Raw genomic sequence first — 24,803 nt, 5'->3', positions numbered from 1 at the left:
CGAAAAGGCTATTGTTGCAGGCTAGGCCACAGAGACGGCGGAATGCTGGCGATGTAATCGAATTCGCCATTTCCCTTGGGACGGAACACCACCAGGGTTCCTTCCTTGGGGAAATAACCGATCAGGTCCATCAGGTTTGGCGCATGGGCGATCAGGAGCCGATTCACTCCATTGGCGACCGGCGCCGAAAGAAGGCGGCGGGTATTGGCGATGATTGGCTGCTTTTCGGCATCCGTCAAATTCGCCGTGTAAAGTAGCTCATTGTCGAGCGTAAACGTGTGGTTTGGGAAAGCCGCCGCCACTGTGTCCTTGACCCGGCATAGCGGGCTGATGCGGATTTCGCCAATGGGAATGCGGGCCTTTCGAACTTCCTCGCCGACCTGGGCCGCCATTTTGAGCCCATCCTCGGTCAGCGGCCGTTGCGTGGAGCAGTCGTTGAGATCGACGGAGGGATATCGATCCGGCTTGGTGTTGTCGGTGCGGCCATGGCGCATGTAAAGCGCCCAGCCTCCCCGGCGCAACTGCTCCAAGGTTTCCTTGGTGGCGGTGATCTCCTTAAACTTAGCCGCCTCGGCCGGCGCGGCGCCGGTAGCGTCGGCATGGGCGGCGACTGGGCCGAGGACGGCTGTCGCCACAAACAGGGCAATGGCCATGTGGACAGTGATCTTCATCGCTATTACTCCCCCTGCTCGGGATCCGCGTGGCGGCGAGCGATTTCAACAAAGTCATCGCGGCGCGACAGGAAAGCGTCGACCACATCGGGGTCGAAATGTCGGCCGCGTCCCTCGGCTATGATCGCGGTGGCGTCCTCGATGCTCATTGCCGCCTTATAGACCCGTCTGCAAATCAGGGCGTCGAAGACGTCGGCCAGAGCCATAAGTCGGGCCGAAACTGGGATGGCCTCGCCGCTCAGGCCCGTTGGATAGCCGCTGCCATCCCATTTCTCATGATGGCCGATGGAAATCTCATGCGCGACTTTGAGGAATGAGAATGCCTCGCCGGCTTGGGCTGCCATCTTGTTGTCGGCCTGCGCCAATGCCTGATCCATGGCACGGCTAATAGCTTCAGCGCCGATAGCCGGATGCGTCTTCATCACCTCGAATTCGTCAGGCGTTAACCGCCCAGGCTTGAGCAGAATTGCATCAGGAATGCCAACCTTGCCAATGTCGTGCAGCGGCGCAGCCTTAACCACCATACCGAGCCGGGGGCCGACCAAGGCTTGGTGGAAGCGCTCATGATTGGCAAGGCGGCGGGCCAGGAGATCGACATAGGCCTGCGTCCGAATGATATGGTGGCCGGTCTCGTTATCTCGGGCTTCTGCAAGACAAGCCAGGGCGCGGACACTGAGATCCTGGATGAGCAGATTTTCGCTCATGCGCCGGGCGACCTCTTGCTCCAGCCAGTCATTCTGGCTGGCCAGACGGTCTCGCGCGCGCTTGAGCTCGAGATGGGTGCGGACCCGCGCCAGCACGATCGCGGGGACGATCGGCTTGGTGATGTAATCGACCGCCCCCAAAGCAAAGCCACGCTCCTCATCCTCTGTGGCATTCATGGCGGTGATGAAGATCACAGGAATGTCATGTGTCTCGGGATCCGAGCGGAGGCGCTCAAGGACGGCGTATCCGTCCATGCCGGGCATCATGACATCCAATAAAATGATGTCTGGGCGAGGAGTTGAGCCGACTATCCTTAAAGCACGCTCGCCCGAATTGGCGACGCGGACTTTATACAACGGCTGGAGAAGCTCCCCCAAGATGGTCAGATTCTGTGGGGTGTCGTCAACGATCAGGACGCTTGTCAGCGGATGCGGGCCCGAGTCCTGGTCCATAGGTGGATCCTTGTCATAGCCATCCCCATGGCAAGTCGCCTAACCATAAACTTTCGAGGTAGTCTATTCGGTTCGGCGAGGCAGTGAAAAGCATATTTTCACCCCCCCCTCATCACCATCTTCAATCCAGACTCGGCCCCTTGCGGCTTCGACAATTTTCTTTACTAGGGCAAGGCCGATGCCCGTTCCGGGCCTGTTAAAATCAGCATGAAGCCGTTCAAACAACCAGAATACTCGATCGCGGAATTCACATGGTATTCCTATGCCGTTGTCGGCAACCGAAAAGACAACATCGGATCCATCGAGATTTGCAATGATGGCAATGTGGAGGTCGCGCTCTGGATCTCGGTAATCGATGGCATTGGTGATAAGCGCCCTGAAAATCGCAGTCAGTTGGTCAGAGTTCAGCCAAACGGACGGCATTTCAGCTCGAGTGATCTTGCCCCCGGCATCTTCTAGCCGGTGGCCAACCTGTCTGATGGCGATATTGAGTGCATTTTCCGCATCACAGAGCGCGGAAGGATCTGGAGCCTGGCAGGCCGCGAGATACAGCACGACGTCATGAAGCATGGTCCGCAGCCGTACAGCCCCGTCCATTATCTGTGCCAGGGACATTTCAGCGGCTTCATTCAATGGCTTCGGCAGTGAGCGCTGCAGCAATTGGGCGAAGGTGAACTGGCGCCGAACCGGCTCCTGCAAGTGGTGCGCAAGGATTTCCAGGAGGCGGCTTAATTCCGCCTCAAGAACGATATTTTGGTCATACAGCCAATCGCGCGTTGCCTTCATATCCAAATGATTACGGACCCGCGCTTCGACGATGGCCGGACGGATCGGCTTCGTGATGTAGTCCACCGCGCCCAAGTCCAGCCCTTTACGCTCATCCTCCGTGCTATCTAGCGCGGTCACGAAAATCACTGGGATCTTTCGCGTCTCAGAATTTTCCCTGAGCCGCCGAAGGCACTCATAGCCATCCATAACCGGCATCATCACATCGAGCAGAATGAGGTCGGGTTGTGGATAGGTAGAGGCGATTTTCAACGCACGATCGCCCGATGTCGCCACCTTGACCAAATATGATGGCTGCAATAACTCGCCAAGAACTTGGAGGTTCTCGGCAACGTCGTCGACGATAAGAACGACAGGACGCTCGCTTCTCATAACCATTTTAAGCTCAAAGAACCTGAACTCGGGGCTATTCATAGCTCACATGGTAATACTAAAGTAATTTTGCGACAACAACGGTCTCGCGCGTTTGCGCTGTGGTTGTCTGGACGTCCGGATTGGGTCATAAGCACGCATCCAGCGCTCCTCCCCTGAGTGGCCGCCTTGGAAAATTGCCGCCTGTCCATACGTAGGCACGGGGCTGATCGAAAGTGGCTTCTCACTCGATGGGATAATGTGGGCTTCGATGACGGCAAAGGGGGTAACCCGAAGGCGCCTAGAAACTCTACATCAATAGCAGTTTCATGCCGACCGCCGCCAAGGCGATGGCTAGGACGGGGCGGAGGACGTGATCGGGAATGCGGACGGCCATGGCCGAACCGATGGCGATGCCCGGCAATGAGCCCAGCAGCAGCGATCCCAGCAGCAGCCAGTCCACCGATCCCAACATCCAATGGCCCAGTCCCGCCACTAGGGCCAAGGGAACGGCATGGGCGATGTCGGTGCCGACGATGCGGGCGGTGGGCAAGGTGGGATAGAGCAGCAGCAGGAAGGTGACACCGATGGCCCCCGCCCCCACCGATGAGATCGACACAAGAAAGCCCAGGATGGCGCCCAGTAGGATGGTGTTACCGACAGCGTTCCTCTCGCCGCGCATACTTGGGCGGTTCTCCACCCAGTGCAGCAGATGGCGGCGGAACAGGATGATCAGCGCCGTCAGCAACAGGGCCACGCCCAAGGCTAGGGAAATCAGGCTGCCCGCGATCTTGCCAGTCACGTCCAAGGCGTAAAGCGTCGCCATGGTCACAATGGTTGCGGGCACGCTGCCCGCCGCCAGACGTCCGGTAATTCGCCAGTCAATGTTGTGACGCATGCCGTGCATGACAGTGCCGCCGCTTTTGGTCACGGCGGCATACAGCAGGTCGGTGCCGACGGCGGTGGCGGGATGGAAGCCAAAGGCCAGGATCAGCAAGGGCGTCATCAGCGATCCGCCCCCAACGCCTGTCAGTCCGACCAGGATGCCCACGGCCAGCCCGGACACAGAATAAAGCGGATCATACCCGTGAGGCAGGTCAAGCATGGTCCCGGTTTTTCCTGCGGGTGGAATGGCGGATTAGGCATGGCGCGGACATCAGCGGATCGGCCCCTTAAAGATGTAGAAGGCCCAGGGCGACCTGTCGGCGGCGCCCAAGCCCAAGATCGTTCGCGGCGCAGACGTCATGGCCGTCTACATCACCGAGAGCAAGGACAAGCCGGGCACCTTCAACGCCACTCTGCGCGACGAAGATGCGAGAGAAAAGGGTTCAAAAAATTAATCCAATCGTATGTCGCGTAGAAAATCTGCAGGCTCAACTCCTATAGCCCGGCAATACCTGACGAAGTCAATGATGTCGAGCCGCCGCTCACTACGCTCGAGTTTGGATACCTGAGACTGGTCTGTACGCATCGCAACAGCAACCTCAGCTTGAGTTAGGCCGCGCACCTTTCTTGCTTTGATCAATCCATCAACGACGGCACGGTAAGCCACGTCGAATTTATCTCTGGTCCCCACGCCAGCACCTCCAGGTGGTGGACGCGGAATAGGTCATTTGGGCATAATAGGTCGAATTGACCTATTTCAGGTGTTGGGCATGGGATGGTGGAAGTATACATCTGCGATTGCAATCTGCGCCGCGCTGGCCGGATGTGCTGGTGGTGGGCCGATGGTGGCGCCCAGCATGCAGGAACATATGACCAGGGATCAGTCGGGAATCGTCGTCACCAAGATCCAGGCAATGTGCCCATCTTGTGAGCGGCAGTGGTTCATCACTCCTGACAGGGAAATCCGCGCGTGGGTCGGAACCGACAGGAAGGTATGGATCACCGGGGGAATGATGAACATGCTCCGCACCCCAGACGAGTTCGCCTTCATCTTCGCCCATGAAACCGCCCACATCGCCCTCAACCATGAGAAGGATGTCGTTCCCGCTCATCGTGTCGGCCAACTTGTCGGCATGCTCATCCTGGAGCCGGACTACGGAAGCTACGTCGCTCGCAGTTTCGTTCAGCCAAGTTTAGAGATGGAGGCTGACCGGCAGGCCGTGCAGTGGATGACCATGGCCGGATATGACGCCAGGGCCGCACTCGATGTGGTCAGGAGATTGGACAAGGGGGGTGGCGGGACGCACCCCGATACCGCAGACCGTCTGCGGAACCTGGAGCGCGCCATCGCTGAGAACAGGAGGGTGGTTGCCCCCGCTCCTGTGCCGGTGCCGGCGCCGGCGAAGGAGATCAAGCTGATGAAGGGGAGCGGCAAAATCGTGGAGAATTGGCCGTAGCGGAGAGGAAACGCCATGCGAAAAGTGATCTTCGCGTCAGCGGCTCTTGCCGCATTGTCTTTTCTGGCGTGGGCCACAATGACAGACACCGTGGAAGACTGCGTTCTAAAAGGCGCAGCATCTGCATCGACGGAAAACGGAGCCGCCCTCGTTTACAGGGCGTGTCGGGCAAAGTACGTACACGGACTTAAGGGAGAAGATCCAGACAACCCACTCCCAGGGAGGAGTGCCAAGTGAGCGAGATCCCCAGGTGCATTCCGAACTGGCGACAGGAAAACTAGGCTGCACCGGCAAGTTTCCCAGCCAATAGGGCTAGTTTTGCTTTCAGTGCGTCATCGCTTACCCCCGCCATCGCCCACGAACGCTGTAGCCCCAATCCCCCTTCACCAGCCATGATCGCCCTGATCGCCTCATCCAGTTCCTCGTCCGTCATCTCCCGCGCACTTCGGGCGCGGTTCAGGCCAGCACGTGCCTCGATTCGTCCGATGCGACGGGCGAGAGCGCTGGTCATCGTACACGCGCTTCCAAGGCCGCCAGACGGGCATCTATCTCCACGGCCTCGATCGTGCGTCGATAAGTTTCCACCACGCCAGCGATCGCCGCAGCCTCACTCGGGGTGATTTCCCCTGCCGCCATGGCACCGACCACCGCTGACATCGCCGCCGATGCATCTGCTGGGCCTGCCAGGGCAGGTAGGGCGACCGTGATCGCCTTGTCCTTGGCCGGAGGGGCCAGCCGCTCCAGACAGAGCCGGAGAGCCGTCGTATCGCCTGCCAGGGCCATTTCTACCGCCTTGCGCGTGAGCGACTCGGCCTCGCCGTCCAAGAGCTCCAGCACAGCGCGGGTTGTGTGGTTGCGGGCCCCCAGGGGCTTGCCAGCGGGATTGCCGGACTGGCCTTTCTTGAACTGTCCGGGATGAGGCTGCTTTCTGCCTGAATTTTCAGCATTCATGATTGAAAATCCATCATAGGTATTCGTGCCATAAAAATTGCAGTAATTTTCGCACAATTCAACATTCATTAAGTGAGCGCGATACTGTGATGATAAGTTACCAGTGCGGTTATATATCGTAATTACTAACCGCTCTGGATACTTTTTCATAACCAGACCGGTTACAGCTGATCCACCAGTTAGAGCGCGTCTCACCTGACACACCGCGCTTAACGCGACTAGTCCGGCCGAGAGCCAAAGCGGTAGAGCCGTTGCCCCACAAGGGTTTCAAGCGCCTCGCGAGGGGCAGGATGGCCGTGAGCAATGATAGCCGTTGATGGTCGCTTCCCTTTTGTAACCACCCATTCCGCCACTTCGCCTATATTAATATAGGCGTGTTGGCGGTTTGTCTGATTATAACCGCTTGGCGACCTATAGGCCATTTGGCGGTTTGTCTCCGCGACGATCCTTTCGGCGGTACGAAGCGACGGGAATAGGTGCGGCATCCGTACGCAGAGCCATTCAGCCTGTAAGGGCAGAACGCCGAGGCCAATTTCTGCCATTGCCTGCTCGATCACCGAGCCTCCGGCAAGGATTTCGTCAAGAGGGCGAAGTTCATCGACGATGACGCCAGGGACAGGAATATTAGTGAGGATCACAACCTCTGGGTCTCGCTCGTCGTGGTGAATCAGGCGAATCCGGTCAATCGCCTGCGCTATTCCGCACTCCCGGACCACTTCGACCATCGCCTGGACGCGCGGGTCGGGATGAATGTCCACCTGGATCGCGCCGGAAGTCCCGTCGCGCATGGTGATCGCCCGTGCCGCCTTGGTATAGGCTCCCGGCAGGGCCAGCGGTTCAGCGGAATCTGCCCAAACGGCCCGAGCCATGCGCTCGGCATCAGCCGCAGGCATTTGCTCGCGGCCGATGATCACAACCATGGTGAAATTGGACCATCGATTGACGCCCAACGTCCGACCGTAATGCGTCATTTCGCCCCCGGCCCACCGGGTGTAGGCGTCAGGTTCGAGTTCATCAGTGAAGGCAAGCCTGACAGGCAAGTTGGTGACGGCCAGTACCAATTGCCCCTCGGTCACCTTGCGCGCGGCAAAGGACTGGATCCGCTGCCTTAGATTCGCACCGGTCCTTGCATGCATAAGGGTGGACTTGGGCAGTGTGGTATCCACAGCCTGAATGAAACGCCCCCGGCGCTTCGCCTGAATGACGAATGGACGCAGGCGTCGCCCCAGCAGAACATCATTCACGTCGATCAGCGCGTCTGCATCGATCATGACGACGGCCGTCCTATCTGGGATCGTGCATTCATGGCGAAAGTGAACCCGGATGCGTGGGCAGAACATGATCTCGCCATTCTCGGCCTTCGATGGAAAACGCGGGTCAAATTCGACGCCAATGGAGGTCTCCTTCCCGGCGGCCATGTCGCGGGCAAGCTGATCAAGGACGCGAACCACTCGTCCGGCCTGCTTCGGCGACCAGCCTTGCAGCAGGCTGCGCATCCGCTCCAAAGGCATGTCCGGGCGAAGCTTGGCGCAATCCGCACTCACCCGCGCTACCATGGCCGCCGCCCTCAAATCGCCGGGAGCGACCCCTTCGGTACGAAGGGCGGTGATCATGGCGTTCGGGTGGCGGGTGATCGCATCAGCCACTTTGGCTCCCGTTACGAGGGCGTCAGCAATGATCTCGGCATCATCGATACCGTTGAAGGATCGAGGATCGCGGAATGCCTCGATCTCAACAGCGGCATGGCCGGTCATGGTGGTGATGATGGATTCGTCAATGATGACAACATCGGGCGGCGGCAGATTCAACTCTGGGGGCGTCGGGGCGCGGAGATAGAAGTGGGAGTAGATGCGAACTGCCGGTGCGGGATCAAACTGCTTGAGATAATCGCATTCTCTGAACCGAGGGCATTTCGAGAAATCGGAATGGCAGAACGCTTTGTAGACCGAGCGCGTGGCTTCCAATTCCATGGCACGTTCGATCATGCGGACACGAGCTTTGCCACAGTTCTTGCTGTTCCTGCCCTGCATGACGACAACACGCGGTCCAGGCCCGAACTTTCCGGCCAATTCCTCGGCCAAATCCTTCGTCGGGACGTAGATCGAGACATGAAGCGACCACAACGCGGGACGGGCCATGATTTCCTCGATCACGGCGTGGGTCTTGCCCAGCCCGGCCGCCGCCTTGATCTGAATTTTTGGTAGCGTCAAGGTACGGACATTGAATCGGCAGCGGGCTTCACGCGCAGCGGATCGCCTGGCATCATCGTCGCCGCCTAACTCAGCCACACGAGACCGCCTCCATTCTTGCGCGGCCATAATCCGTTCCACTCGATCAAAGTACGCCCTGATGACCCGCCGCAGCCTCCTGGAAGCACGCTCACCGTCAAGGATCGGGTGGAGGGGCTTTGGTGCAGCAATCGGCTGCACCGGGCTGGCGGAAGCAATGCATGCGGCAACAGCCTTGGGGCCATGCTCCTGAAGCAGGTCATTGAAGTCCTGACCGGCATCGGGTGGGCAGGCAACAGATACGAAGACACCGCGAGCCATCAAGGCGTCCACCGCCTTCGCTACGGCTTTGTCCGCGCCGGAGCCAGCCTTGTCATGGTCGCGAGCAATTACCACCTGATCGCCCGGCTCTAACTTCTGCTTGGAAAAATTGCTTACGCCCAGGCAAATCCAAACCTCACGGCCGGTCGCCACCCAAATTGAGAGGCCTGTCTCCGGCCCTTCACATAGAATTGGAGGCTGTTGCCCCGGTAGGCGGACCGCTACGCCAGCTAGTGCCCCGGAGGTACGCTTGACAACACCACCACACATTGAGGCTTCTGCCTTCCTTCCATCGTCGGTAATGTGGATCGTCTGGAAAGCTTGGGGTTGGCCTGTTGAATCAGTCGCAATCACCACCAGAGCGCCACCGTAAATATGGACGCCGCCAGGCATGCTGCCCCAGGTGCGTTTATTCCACCGAATGCATTCCGGGAAATCTTCTGCATGAATACCACGATTGCGGAGATATTTTTCTCCTGGCGTTCCCGCCACTGGGCCAGAGAGCGCCAGCGCACTATCCAGTTTTTGTGCTCGGCGCCGTGCTCGAGCCTCATCAATTACCGGCGCGGGTTTCTCCGTCACCGGAGGTGATGGCACCACGCGATGGATTGGGGCGCAGACAGCATCACCAATACCGAGATATTGCTTGGCCCAATTCAATGCGCCGGTGAATCCAATCTCCCGCCGGATCAGGGCAAGGGTGTCACCTCCGATTGCGTCCTCGTGCGAGTACCATCTGCCTCGCTTCGGTCCCTTGACGACAATAGAGAGGCTTCCTTGGCGCCCCCAGCGCCACTGGTGTCCCGTGCGGGAAGTCGGTCGGCCGAGCAATTGGACAGCGATGGGCTCAATGTTCTCGTCCAGGCGGAGCCTTATTTCGTCGATTGTCGGGGATGCGCTCATCCCGGCCACGCTGCGAGCAAGTTCCTTACGCGCTCATGGAGACGGGCTTCTTCATCAGGGAGCCGGCAGGCACGACGCCGCTGGTAGAAGCGATACGCTTCATAGGAGAGGTCGTTCAACGTGTACAGCCACGGATACAGGTCCGGAGCGCAGGTCGAAGTCCCCCCAAGAGCTATGCTGACAGCAGGGAGACGCCGTTGAACTAGAACCCAGTGAGCCGCCGTCTCCGCATCACTCGCGGCGATATAAAGTCGGTAGGCAGTGAATCCGCCAACATCGGTCATCGCGACGGCTCGTCGCGTCAATTCGGCGCTCAGCTTGCGAACGCAGGCGCCCACTGCATCCGTGATCTGGTCCTTGGTCGTTGTGATAGAGGGCTTCATTGCGCACCACTTTCCTGGCCAGCCAGAGCAGCCACCAGGGAGACGTGGCGCTGAGTTAGGCCGAAATGGCGCATGATCCAGACTGCGGCCATGCTGGATTCGACGGGGCGAGCGGTGGTATGGTTCTGGGTGTCGCGCTGAGCAGCATGACCAATCCCCGAGGTCCGGGCGCCCTCCAGCGCCCGGCCTCTGCTGTTTTGTGGCATGATTCAGGCAGCCCCCCCACCAGCAATGGCGCGGATGCTCGCCATGGTGATGCGGGTGGCCTTACCGAATTTGATGACTTCGAGCTTCTTCTGCCCGATCAACTCATAGAGCTTGGTATTGCCGACACTGAGGAGGGCGCAGGCCGCCTTGGGGGCGACGAGCAGGGGGGTGGAGGATTGTTCGGGAGACATGAGCTACCTCGTTCGTTTGTGGTAGCCCCCTATTATTCACATACGTTTCCCGTCCTCCAGATTTCCAAATTTCCCAAAGTGAGAAAACCCGGAAATTACTTTCTGGCACCAACCTTTAATCTGCGATCCTTGTGTTGTTGCGCACTTGCGGCCTTGTCCATTCGGGTGCGCGTGGCGGTGAGGTGCTTCTCCCCCAACATCTTTCTGAGAGGGGCAATCAATTCTTTGACGTTGGGCGGTTTCCCGCCTAATCGATCAACCTCATCGTACACCGCAGTGATCGCCGCATGGATCTCATCGTCGGTTGCTTCACGGGTAGGACCCGATGGCTTGATTGTGGCGTCGTAGTCTGGGTTGCCTCTATTTCGCCATTTGTCAAAATCGCGACATGAAACAGCCACATCACGCCAAATTGAAATGCCGTCGATGTTGCGCTGCTCTTTCATCCACGCGAGATAATCTGGATAAATTGAATCCCTAGCAGGTTCAGCTGATGAGTCCATCAAGGCTATTTCTGGTATCTGTTTTCGCATCATCTGCCCATCGCCATCCTGGCGCCCGGTGAGAACAAATTCTCCCCCTTGCGCGGCAATAAGTATCTCATTCGCTGCCTTCTCGATGGCGCGCCAGAGTTCGGCTGGCGCGCGCCCACCGCGATGCCGCCTCATCAATCGGCTCAGGTGCTGGACTGTTCGAGGTTTCCCCGTTGCGAGGAACGTCGCCGCCTCAGCGAGAGTGAAGAACCTTTTCACCATTTTCTCCTTTTGCTCAGGCGCGGGTCTGAATCGCGAACACATTCGTCCCAGCTACGGTCGGGGCAACGATGCCGCAGAACTCAGCCCAGTCTTCCATCAGCCGTACCCGCTTTTCGAAAAGGTCGCCGCGTCGATACGCGGCCTCAACCTTGTCCCCAACTGCATGGGCCAGCGCCATCTCGGCAACCTCGGTAGGGTATGCCGTTCGTTCAGCGCACCAGTCCCGGAACGTGCTGCGGAAGCCGTGAGCGGTCACATCAGCCCGTTTCATGCGTCGCAGAGCCATAAGCAGCGCCATATTGGACAAGGGCCTCCCTGCCTTCGCCCCAGGGAAAAGCTGCTGACCTTGCCGGATTGCTGCCATTGAATGAACCACGGCCATAGCTGCCCCTGACAAAGGCACCCGATGTTCGCGGCCAGCCTTCATCCGCTCGGCTGGGATGATCCAGATCTTCTTCTCGATGTCGATCTCGCCCCAGGTCGCTCCGATCACCTCGCCGGTCCTGGCGGCGGTGAGGATGGCAAACTCCAGCGCACGGGCACCAGCCCCTTCCTGGAGGCGCAGGGAGGCCATGAAGCCGCCCATCTCGTCTAGGCTAGGGCGGCGTGATGCCCCGCCTTGGCGACCTTCGCACGGGCAGGCAAAAGTTTGTCAAGATTCCCCCTCCATCTGGCAGGGTTCTCACCGATCCGGTGCTTCCTAACGGCAGCCCAGTCGAGGATGCTCTCGATCCTGCCACGTACCCGGTTGGCGGTTTCTGTCTTCGTAGACCAGATCGGTTCCAGCACCTTCATGACAAGGCCGGTATCGACGGCATTGACCGGGAGCGATCCGAATGATGGGTAGACGTAAGTTTCCAGGGTCGAGGTCCACTGTGCCCCATGCTTCGCATTGGACCACCCCGCCTCGTGGGACTTGATGTATGCCTCTGCGCACTGACGGAAGGTCATCGTTTTCGCCGCCGTGGCTCGCGCAGATAGCTTGGCGGCCCTCCGGCTATCAATCGGGTCGATGCCATCTCTGACAAGCTGGCGGCACCGCCGCGCCTCTTCCCTGGCCTCGGCAAGGCTGATGGTATGAATAGCGCCGAGCCCCATGTCCCGGCGCTTTCCAGCGATCTGGAAACGGTAGATCCACGTCTTCGCACCAACTGGAGTGACCTGGAGGTAAAGCCCACCCCCGTCGCCATAAAGGCCGGGAGTGTTTTGGCTCCGCACCGCCACCGCCGAAAGTTTGCCGATTTCCCGAGCCATTGCTTCACATCCCGCACGACATACCCATCGCTCTACCCATCATAGCAACGCGGGTGCAGACGAACAATGACGAATGACCGCAGACGATGATCACGTCCTAACGGCGCAGATGCTGTGGATTTTTAGAGGCTCCCCGGACGGGGAAGTATGCTCACGAATGAGGATGTGGCGGAGGGGGTGGGATTCGAACCCACGATGAGCTTGCACCCATACCGGTTTTCGAGACCGGCGCATTCGACCACTCTGCCACCCCTCCACAGGGTTCGCATATCCCCGGGTCGGTGGGGAGGCGCGGAAAATAGCGTAAAGCCTTCGGCTCCGCAACCCGCTTTGCGCGGGTGCGGAAAAAATGATCGGGTACCCGGCGAAGATTACTTCGCCGAGATCACCATGACCATCTGGCGGCCTTCCATCTTGGGGACCTGCTCGACCTTGCCCAGATCCTCGAGGTCGTCGCGCACCTTCTCCAGCACCTTCATGCCCAGGTCCTGGTGAGCCAATTCGCGGCCACGGAAACGCAGGGTGACCTTCACCTTGTCGCCTTCCTCGAGGAACTTCCGCATGGAGCGCATCTTCACGTCGTAATCGTGATCGTCGATGTTCGGGCGGAGCTTGATCTCCTTGACCTCGATCACCTTCTGCTTCTTGCGGGCGGCGTTCTTCTTTTTCTGGTCCTCGTACTTGAACTTTCCGAAGTCCAGAATCTTGCAGACCGGCGGCTCGGCGTTGGGCGACACCTCGACCAGGTCGAGACCGGCATCCTCGGCCATCAGCAGACCCTCGCGCAGGGTCACGACTCCGATCATTTCTCCATCGGCGCCCACCAGGCGGATGGAACGCGCATCGATCTCGCGGTTGACGCGGGGCCCATCGTTCTTGGGCGGCGTCTGCATCGGGGGCCTAGCTATAGAACAATCTCCATCGTTTCGAGTACACCGACAGGCCCGGGTGCGGATTTCGCGGGCCGGGCCGTCGGTTCCAGGGGGTTCGCCCCGTCACGCGGGCGGGGTCGCCTCTGCGCCGAGTGTAGCGATAGCCTGCTCCAGCGCAACAATTTCTTGGTTCTGGCTGCCCAGACGGCGGATGGCCACCTGGCGGCTTTCGGCCTCGCGCTTGCCCACCACCAGCATGACCGGCACCTTGGCGACGGAATGTTCGCGGACCTTGTAGTTGATCTTCTCGTTGCGCAAGTCCAGTTCGACCCGCAGGCCGGCGGCCTTGAGACCAGCCTCGACCTCACGGGCGAACTCGTCGGCTTCCGACACGATGGTGGCGACCACCACCTGGGTGGGAGCCAGCCACAGGGGGAAGCGCCCGGCGAAATTCTCGATCAGGATGCCGAGGAAGCGCTCGAACGAGCCCAGGATGGCCCGGTGCAGCATGACCGGGCGCTTCTTGGTGCCGTCCTCGGCCACATAGGCCGCGTCCAGACGTTCGGGCAGGACGAAATCCACCTGCAGCGTGCCGCACTGCCAGTCGCGGCCGATGGCGTCGCGCAGCACGAATTCCAGCTTCGGCCCATAGAAGGCGCCCTCGCCCGGATTGAGGGTGGTTTCCAGGCCGGCGGCCTTGGAGGCTTCCAGCAGCGCACCTTCCGCCTTGTCCCAGGTCTCGTCCGAGCCGGCCCGCTTGGCCGGGCGGTCCGAGAACTTGACGCGCACATCGGTGAAGCCGAAATCGGTGTAGACCTCCTTCAGCAGCTGGCAGAAGGCGATGGTCTCCGAGGTGATCTGGTCCTCGGTGCAGAAGATGTGGGCGTCGTCCTGGGTGAAGGCGCGCACCCGCATGATGCCGTGCAGCGCGCCCGAGGGCTCGTAGCGGTGGCACGACCCGAACTCGGCCATGCGCAGCGGCAGGTCGCGGTAGCTCTTGATGCCCTGGCGGAAGATCTGCACGTGGCAGGGGCAGTTCATGGGCTTGACCGCCAGATGCCGCTCGTCCTGGGTCCGGATGGTGAACATGGATTCCGAGAACTTGTCGGCGTGGCCCGAGGCCTCCCACAGGGAGAAGTCCACCAGCTGCGGGGTCTTCACTTCCTCGTAATCGTTGGCTTCCAGCCGGCGGCGCATATAGGACTCGACGGCGCGGTAGAGCGTCCAGCCCTTCTTGTGCCAGAACACCGAGCCGGCGGCCTCTTCCTGCTGGTGGAACAGCTCCATCTCGCGGCCCAAACGGCGGTGATCGCGCTTTTCCGCCTCTTCCAGCATGTGGAGATAGGCGTCCAGGTCCTTACGCTCGAACCAGGCGGTGCCGTAGATGCGCTGGAGCATCTCGTTCCTGGAATCGCCGCGCCAATAGGCGCCGGCCAGCTTCATCAGCTTGAAGGCCTTGCCCAGCTTGGCGGTGGACGGCAGGTGCGGCCCGCGGCACAGATCGATGAAGTTGCCCTGGCGATAAAGACCGATCTTCTGGTCGGCGGGGATGGAGGCGATGATCTCCGCCTTGTACGTCTCTCCGGCGTCTTGGAAGAACTTCACCGCCGCGTCGCGGTCCCACTCCTCGCGGGTGATGACCTCGTCGCGGTCGACGATCTCGGCCATCCTCTGCTCGATTTTCACCAGATCATCGGGCGTGAAGGGGGTGGGCCGCGCGAAGTCGTAGTAGAAGCCGTTCTCGATGGAGGGACCGATAGTCACCTGGGTCTCGGGATACAGTTCCTTCACCGCCTCGGCCATGACGTGGGCGGCGTCGTGGCGCAGCAGCTCCAGCGCGTCCTGGCCGCTTTTTGCGGTGATGATGGAAAGGTTGACGTCCCGATCGATCAGGGTGGCGAGATCCTTCATCTCGCCGTCGATAGTGATGGCCAGCGCCGCCTTGGCCAGACCGGGACCGATATCCTTGGCCACGTCCAGACCCGTCACCGGGTGATCAAACTGGCGGACCTTGCCGTCGGGCAGGGTGATGGCGACCATGACACTCTCTTTCACGCGTGGGAACAAATCAGGGGGAAGGAGTCTAAGGAGAAACGCACCCAAGTCAAGGCGTGCGCCGCAGAGTGATAAGCGCCATCTCGGGCGGACAGTTGAAGCGATAGGGGGGATGACCAGCCCCCAATCCTGTGGAGGTATAGCCTTGCATGCCGGCGTGGCGCCATGTACCGCGCGACAGCCGGCGGCACCCATCGGTGGCGGTGAATAGCGGAATTCCGCCGGGCAGGCAGATCTGTCCGCCATGGGTATGCCCCGCGAGATAGAGCGAACAACCGGCGGCAGCGGCATGTCCGGCAAACTCGGGGCTGTGGATGAGGGCAATGCGAAAGCCGTCGGTCAGCTTGAGCGCCGCATCGGCCGCCGGGGTATGGAAATTGTGAATATCGTCACAGCCAACGATGGACATCGTTTCATTGCCCCGGCTCACCCCCAGAACCTCGTTGACCAGCACGCGCACTCCCAGAGCTTCCAGCGCCTCGACCATCCGATAACCATCATGATTGCCGAGCACCGCGGCGACGCCGTCCCTGGCCTTGATGGCTGCAAGCAGCGGCGCCATTTGGTTCGCCGTCATGTCCGCCGATGGCTTGCCAAACAGCTGGAAGTCCCCGCCCAGCAATGCCAGGTCGCAAGGTACGCCGGCCGCCATGGCAGCCGCCGTCTCAATCCCTTGCGGAACAGATCCCACATGAATATCCGACAGGAATAAGATGGTGTAGCCATCAAAGGCCGGCGGCAGGTCGGGGAAACTGAATTCCAGCCGGGTGAGACGCACTCCCCCGGCATTGCGCCGCGCCTTGGCCTCCAGTCCAATCAGCCGCATGATCATCGGCAGCGGCCTGATCAAGTCGGGCAGGGATTCCACGCGCCTTTCGCCCCCAAATGTGGTTCGCCGACCATGTTCCCTGTAGCGCTGTTCCAGCGTCTTGCGGCGCTCCCGCCAGGCTAGGCGATGCTCGTCGCTCATACTGTCAGCATCCCGTCCAGGGCCGCCGCCACCTCCGCCTCGCCCAGTTCGGCCAGCGACGGGCGGCGCAGGACGGTGACGTTGCCCCTGGGCGCGCACAGGCTGGGATCGGAGTCGTGGGAGAACAGCACCACCGAGGGGCAGCCGCCGGCAGCGATCAGGTGCATGGGGCCGGTGTCGTTGCCCAAGGCCGCCTCGGCGCGCCGGGCCAGGGCGATGATGTCGGGCAGTCCGGTCTTGCCCGACAGATCCAGGGCCCGGGGGCAGGCGGCGCGGATGGAATCGATCTCGGCCCGCTCCTTGGCCGTGCCCAGCAGGACGGGCGTGAAGCCCCGCTCCGCCAGCCAGCAGGCCGATCGGGCGAAGCGCTCCACCGGCCAGCGTTTGGCGGGACGGTGCGGCGCGCCGCCCGGCACCAGCAGCACGAAGCGCCCCGCGATGTCGAAGCGGCCCGGTGCGGCCTCGGCCCAGGCGAGGTCGGGCGGAGGCACCTTGGCGATGCCGGCCATGGCCAGTTGCTCGCGCTGGCGCTCGATGGTGTGCATGACGTCGCGCCGGGGATTGGCGTGGGGGTGGGAACAGCCCTTGGCGATGCCCGACCACTCCACCTCTTTGCCCATCAGGCGGAAATACCAGGACGAGCGGTCCGAGGTCTGCAGGTCGTAGACCCGCTGGAAGCGGCCGCCGCGCAGGCGGCGGGCCAGGGCCAGCACCTTGTCCAGCCGCCACAGGGGCGGCTTGTCGTCCAGCCAGACCTCGTCGAACCACGGGCTGGCATCGGCCAGCTCGGCGAAGGGCCGGGTGGTGAGCAGGGTAATGTGGGCGGACGGGTGGTGGGCACGGATGGCGGCGAAGGGCCCCATGGCCTGGACGAAATCGCCCAGAGCCCCCAGCTTGATGACCAGGATGTTGGCCGAACCGGTCACGACCCCTCGTCAGCAGGCGCCGCGGCCGGCATCCCCAGCACCTCGCGATAGACGTCGAGGGTGCTGGCGCACATGCTTTCCTTGGAGAAGCGCGACCGCACGAAATCCATGGCGTCCTGGGCCATCAGTCCCCGCTCCTCGGCGGACAGGGCCAGGAAGCGGTCCAGCGCCTGGGCCAGGGCATGCGGATCGCCCGGCGCGGTCAGCCAGCCGGTCCGCCCGGGCAGCACCGTCTCGTCGGTGGCGCCGTGGGCGGTGGCGATCACCGGGCGGCCCATGGCCTGGCCTTCCACGGCGATGCGGCCGAAGGCCTCCGGGTCGGTGGAGGCCGACACCACCACGTCGGTCAGCATGTAGGCGGCGGGCATGTCCGAGCACTCGTCCACCAGATGGACCACGTCGGTGAGGTTCCGGCGCCTGACCAGTTCCACCAGTTCCTCGCGATAGCCGGTGCGGCCCTGGTCCGAGCCCACCAGCAGGCAGCGCACGTCGTGGCGGCCCAGCAGGGCCAGAGCCTCGATCAGCACCGCCTGGCCCTTCCAGCGGGTCAGGCGGCCGGGCAGCATGATGACCTGATAGCCATCGGGCAGCCGCCACTTCTGGGCCAGCTGGATGATGCGCTCGGGGCTGACGCGGGCGGGGTCGAAGCGGGTCATGTCGATGCCGCGATGGACCACGCGGACCCGCTCCGCCTCCAGGCCGTAGATGCGCCTTGCATGCTCGGCGATGAAGTCCGAGATGGCGATCACCCGCTCGCCCCGGGTCATCACGGCGTTGTATTTCTGCTTCAACCCGAACCAGCCGAGATTGTAGGTCCCGTGGAAGGTGGTGACGTAGTGGGCGCCGGTGGCCTGGGCGGCGATCCAGGCGCTCCAGGCCGGCGCGCGCGAGCGGGCGTGGACGATGTCCACCTGATGGGTGGCGATCAGGTCGGCCAGCTTCAGTGCGTTGGCGCGGATGGTCAGCGGATTCTTCGACGCCAGCGGCAAGGTGATGTGTTGGGCGCCGGCGCGGGTCAGTTCGCGCACCATGGGGCCGCCCTCCGAGGCGACCAGGGCCGTCCATCCGGCTTCGGCCAGGGCCACGGCCATGTCCACGGTGCCGCGCTCCACCCCGCCGGTCACCAAAGCAGGCAGCACCTGCAACACGACCGGTTGACGAACGGCCGGGGATGGCGCTTCGATGGGGGCAACGTGATCCATGGGTTTTCCGAAAGCGATGACAGTGAACTCGAAAACCGGGCAAAACCCGCAAGGCGGCGGGATACTAGCACGCCCCGACGGCGCGACAATCGCTTACCGCAGGCTGGAAGGCAAGACTCCCGGCGTGGTGTTCCTGCACGGCTACCATTCCGACATGGAAGGGACCAAGGCCCTGGCGCTGGAGGAGATGTGCCGCCAACAGGGCCGCGCCTTCCTGCGCTTCGACTATTTCGGCCACGGGCAAAGCTCGGGCGACGTCCTGTACGGCACAATCGGGCGCTGGGCCGCCGACGCGGTGGCGGTCATCTCGGACCTGACCGAGGGGCCGCAGGTGCTGGTGGGCTCCAGCCTGGGCGGCTGGATTTCCCTGCTGGCGGCGCTGGAGCTGCGCGACCGGGTGGCCGGGATTGTCGGGGTGGCCGCCGCCCCCGACTTCACCGAGGACCTGATGTGGCAGGACTTCACCTTCGAGCAGCGCCGCACCCTGATGGAGACCGGCGAGCTGGAACTGGCCAATTGCTACGAGCCGGACAATCCCTGGCGCATCCACCGCTCGCTGATCGAGGACGGGCGCAACCACCTGCTGCTGCGCGACCTGATCCAGCTGCACTGTCCGGTTTGGCTGATTCAGGGACAGAAGGATGCCGACGTGCCCTGGCAGACCGCGCTGCGCCTGGCCGACTGCCTGGCCTCGGACCAGGTGGAGGTGATCCTGGTCAAGGACGGCGACCACCGGCTGTCGCGCGACGGCGACCTGATCCGCCTGACCAACGTGGTGGCCGCCATGCTGGGAGCCATCCAGGAGTAATAAGGTGAAAACCTTAGTTCCGTTCCGATGCGATCGCGGCTAGGATTCCTTCAGGCTGTATCGGAATTTCCATGAGATTGCCTTTCATCCTTGCCTCGGCGCTGGTCCTGGGGGGCTGTTCCCTGGTCACGCCGGACCGCACCCCCGAGGAGGCGCGCGCCAACGCCGACCGCAAGGTCAGCCTGCGCACCAATGTGAGTCCCTCCAACGCCTGCCCGAAGGTGGCGCGCATGCTGTCGTGGTGCGCGCGCGGCCCCAACTATCACTACCGCTGCAACATCGCCGCCAACGGCAATCGCGCCGAGCTGGTCGGCGAGCTGGAGGCGGTGTTCCGCACCGAGACCTTCCTGGTGGTCGATTTCCTGCGCAAGAGCAGCGACACCGAGGTCACCATCCACCAGCGCGACAGCGTGCTGGTCTACGACTATCCGCCGCTGATCGAAAAACACCTGGCGGGCAGCCTGGACTGCCGACCGCCGTGATCAGGCCTTGCGTCTGACGAAATTGTCGGGATCGAGCAGCGCGTCGGCGGCCACCGTCATGGTGCGGCCGCTTCCCCGATCGACCAGACGGACATGGCGGGGAATGTCGGGGTAGTCGAAGACCCGCTCCACCATCCAATCGCTGCCATACGTCCCAAGCTTGTGAAAAACGTCGCCGGGCTCGATCGTCGGACCGCCCTTGCCTCGCGAAAACAACATCATCAGCCCCAACTCGGCCTTCCCCGTCCCGCCCTCCCTTTACACGGGCAGAACGGGGAAAGTCGAGCCCCGCGTACATTTTTTTGCCCCGCGTACATTTTTTTGCATAGACGACGGTTTCATCTATCCGTTTGGCCGTTTCCCGACTCCTTGGCATGATGGGGCCATGCCGAGCCCGATACCCGAAACCGATTCCGCCAGCCACCTCGACCTGATCGTTGAGATGACCGGCGATTTCGTCCAGTCCCACGACGTCGAAGCCACTCTGCACCTTGGCCTCGAGCGCATCTCCCGGCGGCTGGGGGCCGAGGCCGCCTCGCTGTTCCTGATCGACGAGGACACGGGCGAGCTGGTGTGCCGCGCCAATATCGGGCCGGTGGACGTCAGGGGGTTACGGCTCGCGCCGGGAACCGGCATCGTGGGGCGCACCATCGATCTCGGCGTGCCGCAGCTGGTGAAGGACACCAGGCGCGACCCGGATTTCGCCCGCTCCATCGATGCCGTCACCGGTTTCGAGACCCGCTCCATCCTGTGCGCCCCCATGTCGGCGCGGGGCCGGCGCCTCGGCGCCATCGAGCTGTTCAACAAGGCCAGCGGCGACGCCTTCAGCCAGACGGATTCCCGCCTGCTGCAGGCGCTGGCCGCCAGTTCGGCCCTGGCCCTGATCAACGCCCGGCTGGTGGCCGACATGGCCGAACAGCAAAGCCTGAAGCGCGAACTGGACCTGGCCGCCGAGATCCAGCGGGCCATGCTGCCCGGCGATCTGCCGCCGGATTCCCCCGTTCACGGCATCAACCTGGCCGCCAGCGGGGTGTCGGGCGATTTCTACGAGATCATGCCCCTGGCCGACGGGCGCATCGCCTTCGCCATCGGCGACGTGGCGGGCAAGGGCATGAAGGCCTCGCTCCTGATGGCCAAGACCGCCAGCCTGTTCCGCTGCCTGGTCAAGCGCGAGGCCGGCCCGGGCGCGGTGCTGGCCGCCATCAATTCCGAGATGCTGGAAACCCGCATGCCCGGCATGTTCGTCACCATGGCCGCCGGCCTGTTCGATCCGGCCATGGGTCGGGTGGTGCTGGCCATCGCCGGACACGAGCCGCCGCTGCTGTTCAAGGACGGCACCTTCACCCCCATCGAGGGCGACATGCCGCCGTTGGGCATCGCCGTCGAGCTGTTTGACGGGGGCTGCCCGGAAAGCGTGGTCGATCTGGACGGCGGCTGCCTCTACCTCTTCACCGACGGGCTGACCGAGGCCCGCGCCCGCCATGACGGCATGCTGGAGAACGAAGGCGCCCGCGCCCTGATCCAAAGCTTCGCCGCCCTGCCCGCCGCCGAGCGGCTGGATGCGGTGGTGCGGTCCTTGGACGACAGCGGCTCGCTCAGGGACGACATCACCCTGATGGTGATCGAGGACCGGCACCACCACCGGACGGCGGCCTTCGAGCACCGCTACCCCGCCCGGCCCGAGGAACTGGCCGCCATCCGCGCCGCGGTGGGCGGCGCGGCCCGCGCCATGGGCTGCGGCGAAACCATGGTGGGCGACGTGGTCCTGGCGGTGGACGAAGCCTGCCAGAACATCATCCGCCACGCCTATAAGGGGGGCGCAGGCGACATCCTCGTCCACCTGGACCGCGACCTCGATCGGTTGGTCATACGACTTATGGATTTCGCTCCCGCCGTGGATGTGGCTAAAATCCAGCCCAGGCCGCTGGACGAGATACGGCCGGGGGGATTGGGCACCCATCTGATGCGCTCGATCATGGATGACGTCGATTTCCTGGCCCCGCCGCCTGGAATCGGCAACCTGTTGCAAATGGTCAAACGGATCGACCCGACATGAAGCTGGAACATCGCACCACTGGAACCGCCGCCATCGTGGCCCTGTCGGGCGAAGTGGACCTGCGCCACTCGCCCGCGCTGCGCAAGGCGCTGATGGAGGTGATGCTGGACAAGGGCCCGCTGGTGGTGGCCGACCTGTCGGCGGTGGAATACATCGACAGCTCCGGCATCGCCGGGCTGGTGGAGGCCTATCAGATGGCCCGCAAGAACGGCACCCGCTTCGTGCTGGCCGCCATCAGCGATCCCGTCCGCCGGGTGCTGCAACTGGCCCGCCTGGACCGCGTCTTCGCCATCGCCGACACGCTTGAGGGAGCCTTGGGGGAATGATGCGGTGAGCACCGACGCCGAACCCAGGGGATTCATCGGATTTCTCGACCGGCTGGGACGCCGGACGATGGGCGGAATCGCCGAGTTCGGCTTCGGCGCCTCGCTGGTGGGCGAATGCCTCTACTGGCTGGGCATGGGGGGAAAACGGCGCCAGCCGGTGCGTCTCGCCCCCGTGGTGGCCCAGGCCATGGAGATCGGCATCGGCGCGCTGCCCATAGTCACCGTGCTGTCGGCCACCATCGGCATCATGCTGGCCATCCAGGGCATCTACACGCTGCGCCTGTTCGGGGCCGAATCCCGGGTTTCGCTGGGCGTGGCCATGAGCGTGGTGCGCGAATTCGCGCCCCTGATCACCGGCATCCTGGTGGCCGGACGGTCCGGCTCGGCGCTGGCCGCAAGGCTTGGCACCATGCGCATCAACCAGGAAATCGACGCGCTGACCGTCATGGGCATCTCGCCGGTGCGCTTCCTGGTGGTGCCGCCGCTGCTGGCCATGCTGGTGATGCTGCCGGCGCTCACCCTGTGGTCCGATCTGGTGGGTTTGTTCGCCGCCGGCCTCTACATCGCGCCGCAACTGGGCAGTTCCATCGGCGCCTATGTGGACGAGATGACCACCCTGGTGCGGCTCAACGACATCTGGCACGGCCTGGGCAAAAGCGCCATCTTCGCCGTGCTGATCACCGTGGTGGGCGTGGTCAACGGCGCCTCGGTCACCGGCGGCGCCGAAGGAGTGGGACGCATGACCACCCGCTCGGTGGTGCACGCCATCTCGGCCATCGTCATCACCGACATGGTCTTCGTCTTCATGGTGACGCGCTGATGGGCAGCCCCGCCAACAGCATCGAGGTCTCCAACCTGGTCACCCATTACGGCGACCGCAAGATCCTGCACGGCGTGTCGCTGTCCGTGGCCAGGGGCGAGATCATGGTGATCATGGGCGGCTCGGGCTCGGGCAAGACCACACTGCTCAACCACCTGCTGGGGCTGAAGAAGCCCAGTTCCGGCACGGTGCGCATCCTGGGCCACGACATCGCCAAGCTGTCGCCGGTGGCGCTGCAGCGGCTGCGCACCCGGACCGGGGTGGCGTTCCAGTCGGGCGCGCTGTTCAGCTCCATGTCCGTGGGCGACAACATCGCGCTGCCCTTGCGCGAGCACACCCAGTTGGACGAGACCACCATCGGCATCATGACGCGGCTCAAGCTGGAAGTGGTCAGCCTGGCCGGGTTCGAGCACCTGAAGCCCGCCGAGCTGTCGGGCGGCATGATCAAGCGCGCCGCCCTGGCCAGGGCCATCGTCATGGACCCTGAACTGCTGTTCTGCGACGAGCCCTCGGCCGGGCTGGACCCGGTGGTGGCGTCCAGTATCGACGACCTGATCCTGCGCCTGCGCGACGCCATGGGCATGAGCATCGTGGTGGTGACCCACGACCTCGACTCCACCTTCAAGATCGCCGACCGCATCTGCGTGCTGGACAAGGGCCATGTGCTGGCGCTCGACACGGTGGAGGCCATCCGCGCCAGCACCGACCCGCGCATCCAGAACCTCTTGAACCGCCGCACCGAGGAAGCAGAGCCCGATGCGGAGTCCTATCTGCGCCGCCTGATCGGCGGCCCCGCCCACCCAACCGACCGGACCCCGCGCCCATGAAGGATTCCCGTATCAACTACGTGCTGGTCGGCGGCTTCGTGCTGGCCATGCTGGTGTCGCTGGTGGTGGTGGTGGCGGTGCTGACGGGGCGGACCGGCTCGACCCAGGCCTATTACACAAGGCTGGCCAACGTGGCCGGCATCAAGTACGGCACCAAGGTCACCTATGAAGGCTTCCCGGTGGGCCAGGTGGAGAAGATCTCGCCGCTGCACGAGGGCAACACCACCGCCTTCCGCCTGGAGGTCTCGGTGGCCAACGACTGGCGCATCCCCAAGGATTCCCAGGCCCGCGTCGCGGCGTCGGGCCTGCTGGCGGCGGCGACGCTCGACATCAAGGGCGGCACCTCGTCCGAGATGCTGCCCCCCGGCTCGGACATTCCGTCGGGCCCCGCCGCCAACATCTTCGCCGCCATGAACGACATGGCCGGACAGATCACCGACCTCAACCAAACGGCCTTGAAGCCGCTGCTGTTCAGCCTGAACCAGCAGGTGGGGTCCTTGGGCGCCATTCTGGAGCGCCACGCCCCCGAGCTGATGGCCAACCTGCTGACGGTGGCCCAGGATCTGGCCGCCAAGACGCCCAAAATCACCGCCGACGTGGAGAAGATGACCGGCACCCTGTCGGGCAAGGTGATCACCGACGCCAACGCCGAGCGCATCCGCGAAACCCTGGACAACGCCGCCAAGCTGTCGGCCGGATTGCAGGACAGCCGCAAGAAGGTGGATGCCATGCTGACCAGCCTGGACAAATCCGTCACCGGCAACCAGGACAACATCGATCAGAGCCTGAAGGATCTGCGCCATACCCTGCAGGCGGTATCGCGCTCCATCGATTCGGTCACCTACAACCTGGACAGCACCACCCGGAACCTGAACGAATTCTCGCGCCAGATCCGCGACAATCCCGGCGTGCTGATCGGCGGCAACAAACGGGGCGAGGACGGCCCGGGACGGAAATGA

26 protein-coding genes and 1 tRNA gene are annotated in these 24,803 nt (G+C 62.7%); 8 read left to right on the top strand and 19 right to left on the bottom strand.

Annotated elements, in window-relative coordinates; translation table 11 throughout:
* Positions 1–8: 8 nt before the first annotated feature.
* The 5 genes from WV31_RS14770 to WV31_RS22505 form a co-directional block, all read right to left on the bottom strand.
* The gene (locus WV31_RS14770; RefSeq protein WP_085374286.1) at positions 9–671 is read right to left on the bottom strand and encodes a histidine phosphatase family protein; all 663 of its coding nucleotides are present in this window, start codon (positions 669–671) and stop codon (positions 9–11) included.
* Positions 672–676: 5 nt separating this feature from the next.
* A complete protein-coding gene (locus WV31_RS14765; protein WP_085374285.1) occupies positions 677–1,828 on the bottom strand; it encodes a response regulator in 1,152 nt (383 codons plus the stop codon).
* 63 nt (positions 1,829–1,891) lie between these two features.
* Positions 1,892–2,992 (bottom strand): sensor histidine kinase, encoded by a 1,101-nt coding sequence (locus WV31_RS14760; protein WP_068433480.1) that lies wholly within the window; start codon positions 2,990–2,992, stop codon positions 1,892–1,894.
* A 283-nt stretch (positions 2,993–3,275) separates the two neighbouring features.
* Positions 3,276–4,070: a sulfite exporter TauE/SafE family protein gene (locus WV31_RS14755; protein WP_085374283.1), complete on the bottom strand. Its 795-nt coding sequence runs from the start codon at positions 4,068–4,070 to the stop codon at positions 3,276–3,278.
* 231 nt (positions 4,071–4,301) lie between these two features.
* On the bottom strand, positions 4,302–4,517 hold the full coding sequence (locus WV31_RS22505) for a helix-turn-helix domain-containing protein (RefSeq protein ID WP_085375592.1): 216 nt from the start codon (positions 4,515–4,517) through the stop codon (positions 4,302–4,304).
* A gap of 103 nt (positions 4,518–4,620) precedes the next feature.
* On the opposite strand from WV31_RS22505, the gene WV31_RS14745 reads away from it, so the two are divergent.
* Entirely contained in the window at positions 4,621–5,307 is a 687-nt protein-coding gene (locus tag WV31_RS14745; protein WP_145980877.1) for a M48 family metallopeptidase, read from the top strand.
* Positions 5,308–5,584: 277 nt separating this feature from the next.
* On the opposite strand, the gene WV31_RS14740 is transcribed toward WV31_RS14745, so the two are convergent.
* The 13 genes from WV31_RS14740 to WV31_RS14680 form a co-directional block, all read right to left on the bottom strand.
* Positions 5,585–5,818, bottom strand: coding sequence for a hypothetical protein (locus WV31_RS14740; RefSeq protein WP_085374281.1), 234 nt, complete (start codon positions 5,816–5,818; stop codon positions 5,585–5,587).
* Positions 5,815–6,327 (bottom strand): DUF5681 domain-containing protein, encoded by a 513-nt coding sequence (locus WV31_RS14735; protein ID WP_237051309.1) that lies wholly within the window; start codon positions 6,325–6,327, stop codon positions 5,815–5,817. The genes WV31_RS14740 and WV31_RS14735 overlap by 4 nt, the downstream gene beginning before the upstream one ends.
* 149 nt (positions 6,328–6,476) lie before the next feature.
* Positions 6,477–9,467, bottom strand: coding sequence for a toprim domain-containing protein (locus WV31_RS14730; protein ID WP_168185955.1), 2,991 nt, complete (start codon positions 9,465–9,467; stop codon positions 6,477–6,479).
* Between the two features lie 835 nt (positions 9,468–10,302).
* Positions 10,303–10,491 carry a helix-turn-helix domain-containing protein gene (locus WV31_RS14720; RefSeq protein WP_085374277.1) on the bottom strand — a complete coding sequence of 63 codons (189 nt, stop codon included), beginning with the start codon at positions 10,489–10,491 and terminating at the stop codon, positions 10,303–10,305.
* Positions 10,492–10,586: 95 nt separating this feature from the next.
* Complete coding sequence (locus WV31_RS14715; protein ID WP_085374276.1) at positions 10,587–11,246, bottom strand: hypothetical protein; 660 nt, start codon at positions 11,244–11,246, stop codon at positions 10,587–10,589.
* Between the two features lie 13 nt (positions 11,247–11,259).
* Positions 11,260–11,820 carry a tyrosine-type recombinase/integrase gene (locus tag WV31_RS22500; protein WP_237051308.1) on the bottom strand — a complete coding sequence of 187 codons (561 nt, stop codon included), beginning with the start codon at positions 11,818–11,820 and terminating at the stop codon, positions 11,260–11,262.
* A gap of 17 nt (positions 11,821–11,837) precedes the next feature.
* Positions 11,838–12,500 carry a tyrosine-type recombinase/integrase gene (locus tag WV31_RS22495; RefSeq protein WP_237051307.1) on the bottom strand — a complete coding sequence of 221 codons (663 nt, stop codon included), beginning with the start codon at positions 12,498–12,500 and terminating at the stop codon, positions 11,838–11,840.
* A gap of 166 nt (positions 12,501–12,666) precedes the next feature.
* Positions 12,667–12,756 (bottom strand) — tRNA-Ser (locus WV31_RS14705).
* A 115-nt stretch (positions 12,757–12,871) separates the two neighbouring features.
* Positions 12,872–13,393: a translation initiation factor IF-3 gene (infC, locus tag WV31_RS14700; RefSeq protein WP_085374275.1), complete on the bottom strand. Its 522-nt coding sequence runs from the start codon at positions 13,391–13,393 to the stop codon at positions 12,872–12,874.
* 102 nt (positions 13,394–13,495) lie between these two features.
* Complete coding sequence (gene thrS / locus WV31_RS14695) at positions 13,496–15,412, bottom strand: threonine--tRNA ligase (protein ID WP_085374274.1); 1,917 nt, start codon at positions 15,410–15,412, stop codon at positions 13,496–13,498.
* 64 nt (positions 15,413–15,476) lie between these two features.
* Entirely contained in the window at positions 15,477–16,397 is a 921-nt protein-coding gene (locus tag WV31_RS14690; protein WP_085374273.1) for a metallophosphoesterase, read from the bottom strand.
* Positions 16,394–17,323 carry a glycosyltransferase family 9 protein gene (locus tag WV31_RS14685; protein ID WP_442915464.1) on the bottom strand — a complete coding sequence of 310 codons (930 nt, stop codon included), beginning with the start codon at positions 17,321–17,323 and terminating at the stop codon, positions 16,394–16,396. The genes WV31_RS14690 and WV31_RS14685 overlap by 4 nt, the downstream gene beginning before the upstream one ends.
* Positions 17,320–18,525, bottom strand: coding sequence for a glycosyltransferase family 4 protein (locus WV31_RS14680; protein ID WP_085374272.1), 1,206 nt, complete (start codon positions 18,523–18,525; stop codon positions 17,320–17,322). The genes WV31_RS14685 and WV31_RS14680 overlap by 4 nt, the downstream gene beginning before the upstream one ends.
* A gap of 16 nt (positions 18,526–18,541) precedes the next feature.
* Between WV31_RS14680 and WV31_RS14675 the strand changes: the two genes are divergently transcribed.
* Together WV31_RS14675 and WV31_RS14670 are read left to right on the top strand one after the other, a co-directional pair.
* Positions 18,542–19,333 carry an alpha/beta fold hydrolase gene (locus WV31_RS14675; RefSeq protein ID WP_085374271.1) on the top strand — a complete coding sequence of 264 codons (792 nt, stop codon included), beginning with the start codon at positions 18,542–18,544 and terminating at the stop codon, positions 19,331–19,333.
* Positions 19,334–19,404: 71 nt separating this feature from the next.
* A complete protein-coding gene (locus tag WV31_RS14670; protein WP_085374270.1) occupies positions 19,405–19,815 on the top strand; it encodes a hypothetical protein in 411 nt (136 codons plus the stop codon).
* On the opposite strand, the gene WV31_RS14665 is transcribed toward WV31_RS14670, so the two are convergent.
* Positions 19,816–20,034 (bottom strand): hypothetical protein, encoded by a 219-nt coding sequence (locus tag WV31_RS14665; protein WP_168185954.1) that lies wholly within the window; start codon positions 20,032–20,034, stop codon positions 19,816–19,818.
* 166 nt (positions 20,035–20,200) lie between these two features.
* Here WV31_RS14665 and WV31_RS14660 point away from each other — a divergent pair, with 166 nt between their 5' ends.
* The 5 genes from WV31_RS14660 to WV31_RS14640 are packed head-to-tail and all read left to right on the top strand — an operon-like array spanning position 20,201 to position 24,803.
* A complete protein-coding gene (locus WV31_RS14660; protein WP_085374268.1) occupies positions 20,201–21,871 on the top strand; it encodes a SpoIIE family protein phosphatase in 1,671 nt (556 codons plus the stop codon).
* Positions 21,868–22,197 (top strand): STAS domain-containing protein, encoded by a 330-nt coding sequence (locus WV31_RS14655; RefSeq protein WP_085374267.1) that lies wholly within the window; start codon positions 21,868–21,870, stop codon positions 22,195–22,197. Before WV31_RS14660 ends, WV31_RS14655 begins: the two co-directional genes overlap by 4 nt.
* Positions 22,198–22,201: 4 nt before the next feature.
* A complete protein-coding gene (locus WV31_RS14650) occupies positions 22,202–23,017 on the top strand; it encodes an MlaE family ABC transporter permease (RefSeq protein ID WP_085374266.1) in 816 nt (271 codons plus the stop codon).
* Positions 23,017–23,844 (top strand): ABC transporter ATP-binding protein, encoded by an 828-nt coding sequence (locus tag WV31_RS14645; RefSeq protein WP_085374265.1) that lies wholly within the window; start codon positions 23,017–23,019, stop codon positions 23,842–23,844. The genes WV31_RS14650 and WV31_RS14645 overlap by 1 nt, the downstream gene beginning before the upstream one ends.
* On the top strand, positions 23,841–24,803 hold the full coding sequence (locus WV31_RS14640; protein ID WP_085374264.1) for an MlaD family protein: 963 nt from the start codon (positions 23,841–23,843) through the stop codon (positions 24,801–24,803). The genes WV31_RS14645 and WV31_RS14640 overlap by 4 nt, the downstream gene beginning before the upstream one ends.

It is taken from the genome of Magnetospirillum sp. ME-1 (assembly GCF_002105535.1).
Taxonomy (GTDB): domain Bacteria; phylum Pseudomonadota; class Alphaproteobacteria; order Rhodospirillales; family Magnetospirillaceae; genus Phaeospirillum.
Note: the sequence above shows the minus strand (reverse complement) of the source record. Positions and strands in the feature narration are given on the sequence as shown.

What these genes read in the sequence shown, in the direction of transcription:
- WV31_RS14680 (WP_085374272.1), bottom strand. Translation starts at nt 18,525, where the DNA reads ATGGATCACGTTGCCCCCATCGAAGCGCCATCCCCGGCCGTTCGTCAA.
- WV31_RS14655 (WP_085374267.1), top strand. Translation starts at nt 21,868, where the DNA reads ATGAAGCTGGAACATCGCACCACTGGAACCGCCGCCATCGTGGCCCTG.
- WV31_RS14715 (WP_085374276.1), bottom strand. Translation starts at nt 11,246, where the DNA reads ATGGTGAAAAGGTTCTTCACTCTCGCTGAGGCGGCGACGTTCCTCGCA.
- thrS (WP_085374274.1), bottom strand. Translation starts at nt 15,412, where the DNA reads ATGGTCGCCATCACCCTGCCCGACGGCAAGGTCCGCCAGTTTGATCAC.
- WV31_RS14755 (WP_085374283.1), bottom strand. Translation starts at nt 4,070, where the DNA reads ATGCTTGACCTGCCTCACGGGTATGATCCGCTTTATTCTGTGTCCGGG.
- WV31_RS14735 (WP_237051309.1), bottom strand. Translation starts at nt 6,327, where the DNA reads ATGAATGTTGAATTGTGCGAAAATTACTGCAATTTTTATGGCACGAAT.
- WV31_RS14645 (WP_085374265.1), top strand. Translation starts at nt 23,017, where the DNA reads ATGGGCAGCCCCGCCAACAGCATCGAGGTCTCCAACCTGGTCACCCAT.
- WV31_RS14660 (WP_085374268.1), top strand. Translation starts at nt 20,201, where the DNA reads ATGCCGAGCCCGATACCCGAAACCGATTCCGCCAGCCACCTCGACCTG.
- WV31_RS14665 (WP_168185954.1), bottom strand. Translation starts at nt 20,034, where the DNA reads ATGTTGTTTTCGCGAGGCAAGGGCGGTCCGACGATCGAGCCCGGCGAC.
- WV31_RS14740 (WP_085374281.1), bottom strand. Translation starts at nt 5,818, where the DNA reads ATGACCAGCGCTCTCGCCCGTCGCATCGGACGAATCGAGGCACGTGCT.
- WV31_RS14760 (WP_068433480.1), bottom strand. Translation starts at nt 2,992, where the DNA reads ATGGTTATGAGAAGCGAGCGTCCTGTCGTTCTTATCGTCGACGACGTT.
- WV31_RS14770 (WP_085374286.1), bottom strand. Translation starts at nt 671, where the DNA reads ATGAAGATCACTGTCCACATGGCCATTGCCCTGTTTGTGGCGACAGCC.
- WV31_RS14745 (WP_145980877.1), top strand. Translation starts at nt 4,621, where the DNA reads ATGGGATGGTGGAAGTATACATCTGCGATTGCAATCTGCGCCGCGCTG.
- WV31_RS22495 (WP_237051307.1), bottom strand. Translation starts at nt 12,500, where the DNA reads ATGGCTCGGGAAATCGGCAAACTTTCGGCGGTGGCGGTGCGGAGCCAA.
- WV31_RS14720 (WP_085374277.1), bottom strand. Translation starts at nt 10,491, where the DNA reads ATGTCTCCCGAACAATCCTCCACCCCCCTGCTCGTCGCCCCCAAGGCG.
- infC (WP_085374275.1), bottom strand. Translation starts at nt 13,393, where the DNA reads ATGCAGACGCCGCCCAAGAACGATGGGCCCCGCGTCAACCGCGAGATC.
- WV31_RS22500 (WP_237051308.1), bottom strand. Translation starts at nt 11,820, where the DNA reads ATGGCCTCCCTGCGCCTCCAGGAAGGGGCTGGTGCCCGTGCGCTGGAG.
- WV31_RS14765 (WP_085374285.1), bottom strand. Translation starts at nt 1,828, where the DNA reads ATGGACCAGGACTCGGGCCCGCATCCGCTGACAAGCGTCCTGATCGTT.
- WV31_RS14640 (WP_085374264.1), top strand. Translation starts at nt 23,841, where the DNA reads ATGAAGGATTCCCGTATCAACTACGTGCTGGTCGGCGGCTTCGTGCTG.
- WV31_RS14675 (WP_085374271.1), top strand. Translation starts at nt 18,542, where the DNA reads ATGACAGTGAACTCGAAAACCGGGCAAAACCCGCAAGGCGGCGGGATA.
- WV31_RS14690 (WP_085374273.1), bottom strand. Translation starts at nt 16,397, where the DNA reads ATGAGCGACGAGCATCGCCTAGCCTGGCGGGAGCGCCGCAAGACGCTG.
- WV31_RS14670 (WP_085374270.1), top strand. Translation starts at nt 19,405, where the DNA reads ATGAGATTGCCTTTCATCCTTGCCTCGGCGCTGGTCCTGGGGGGCTGT.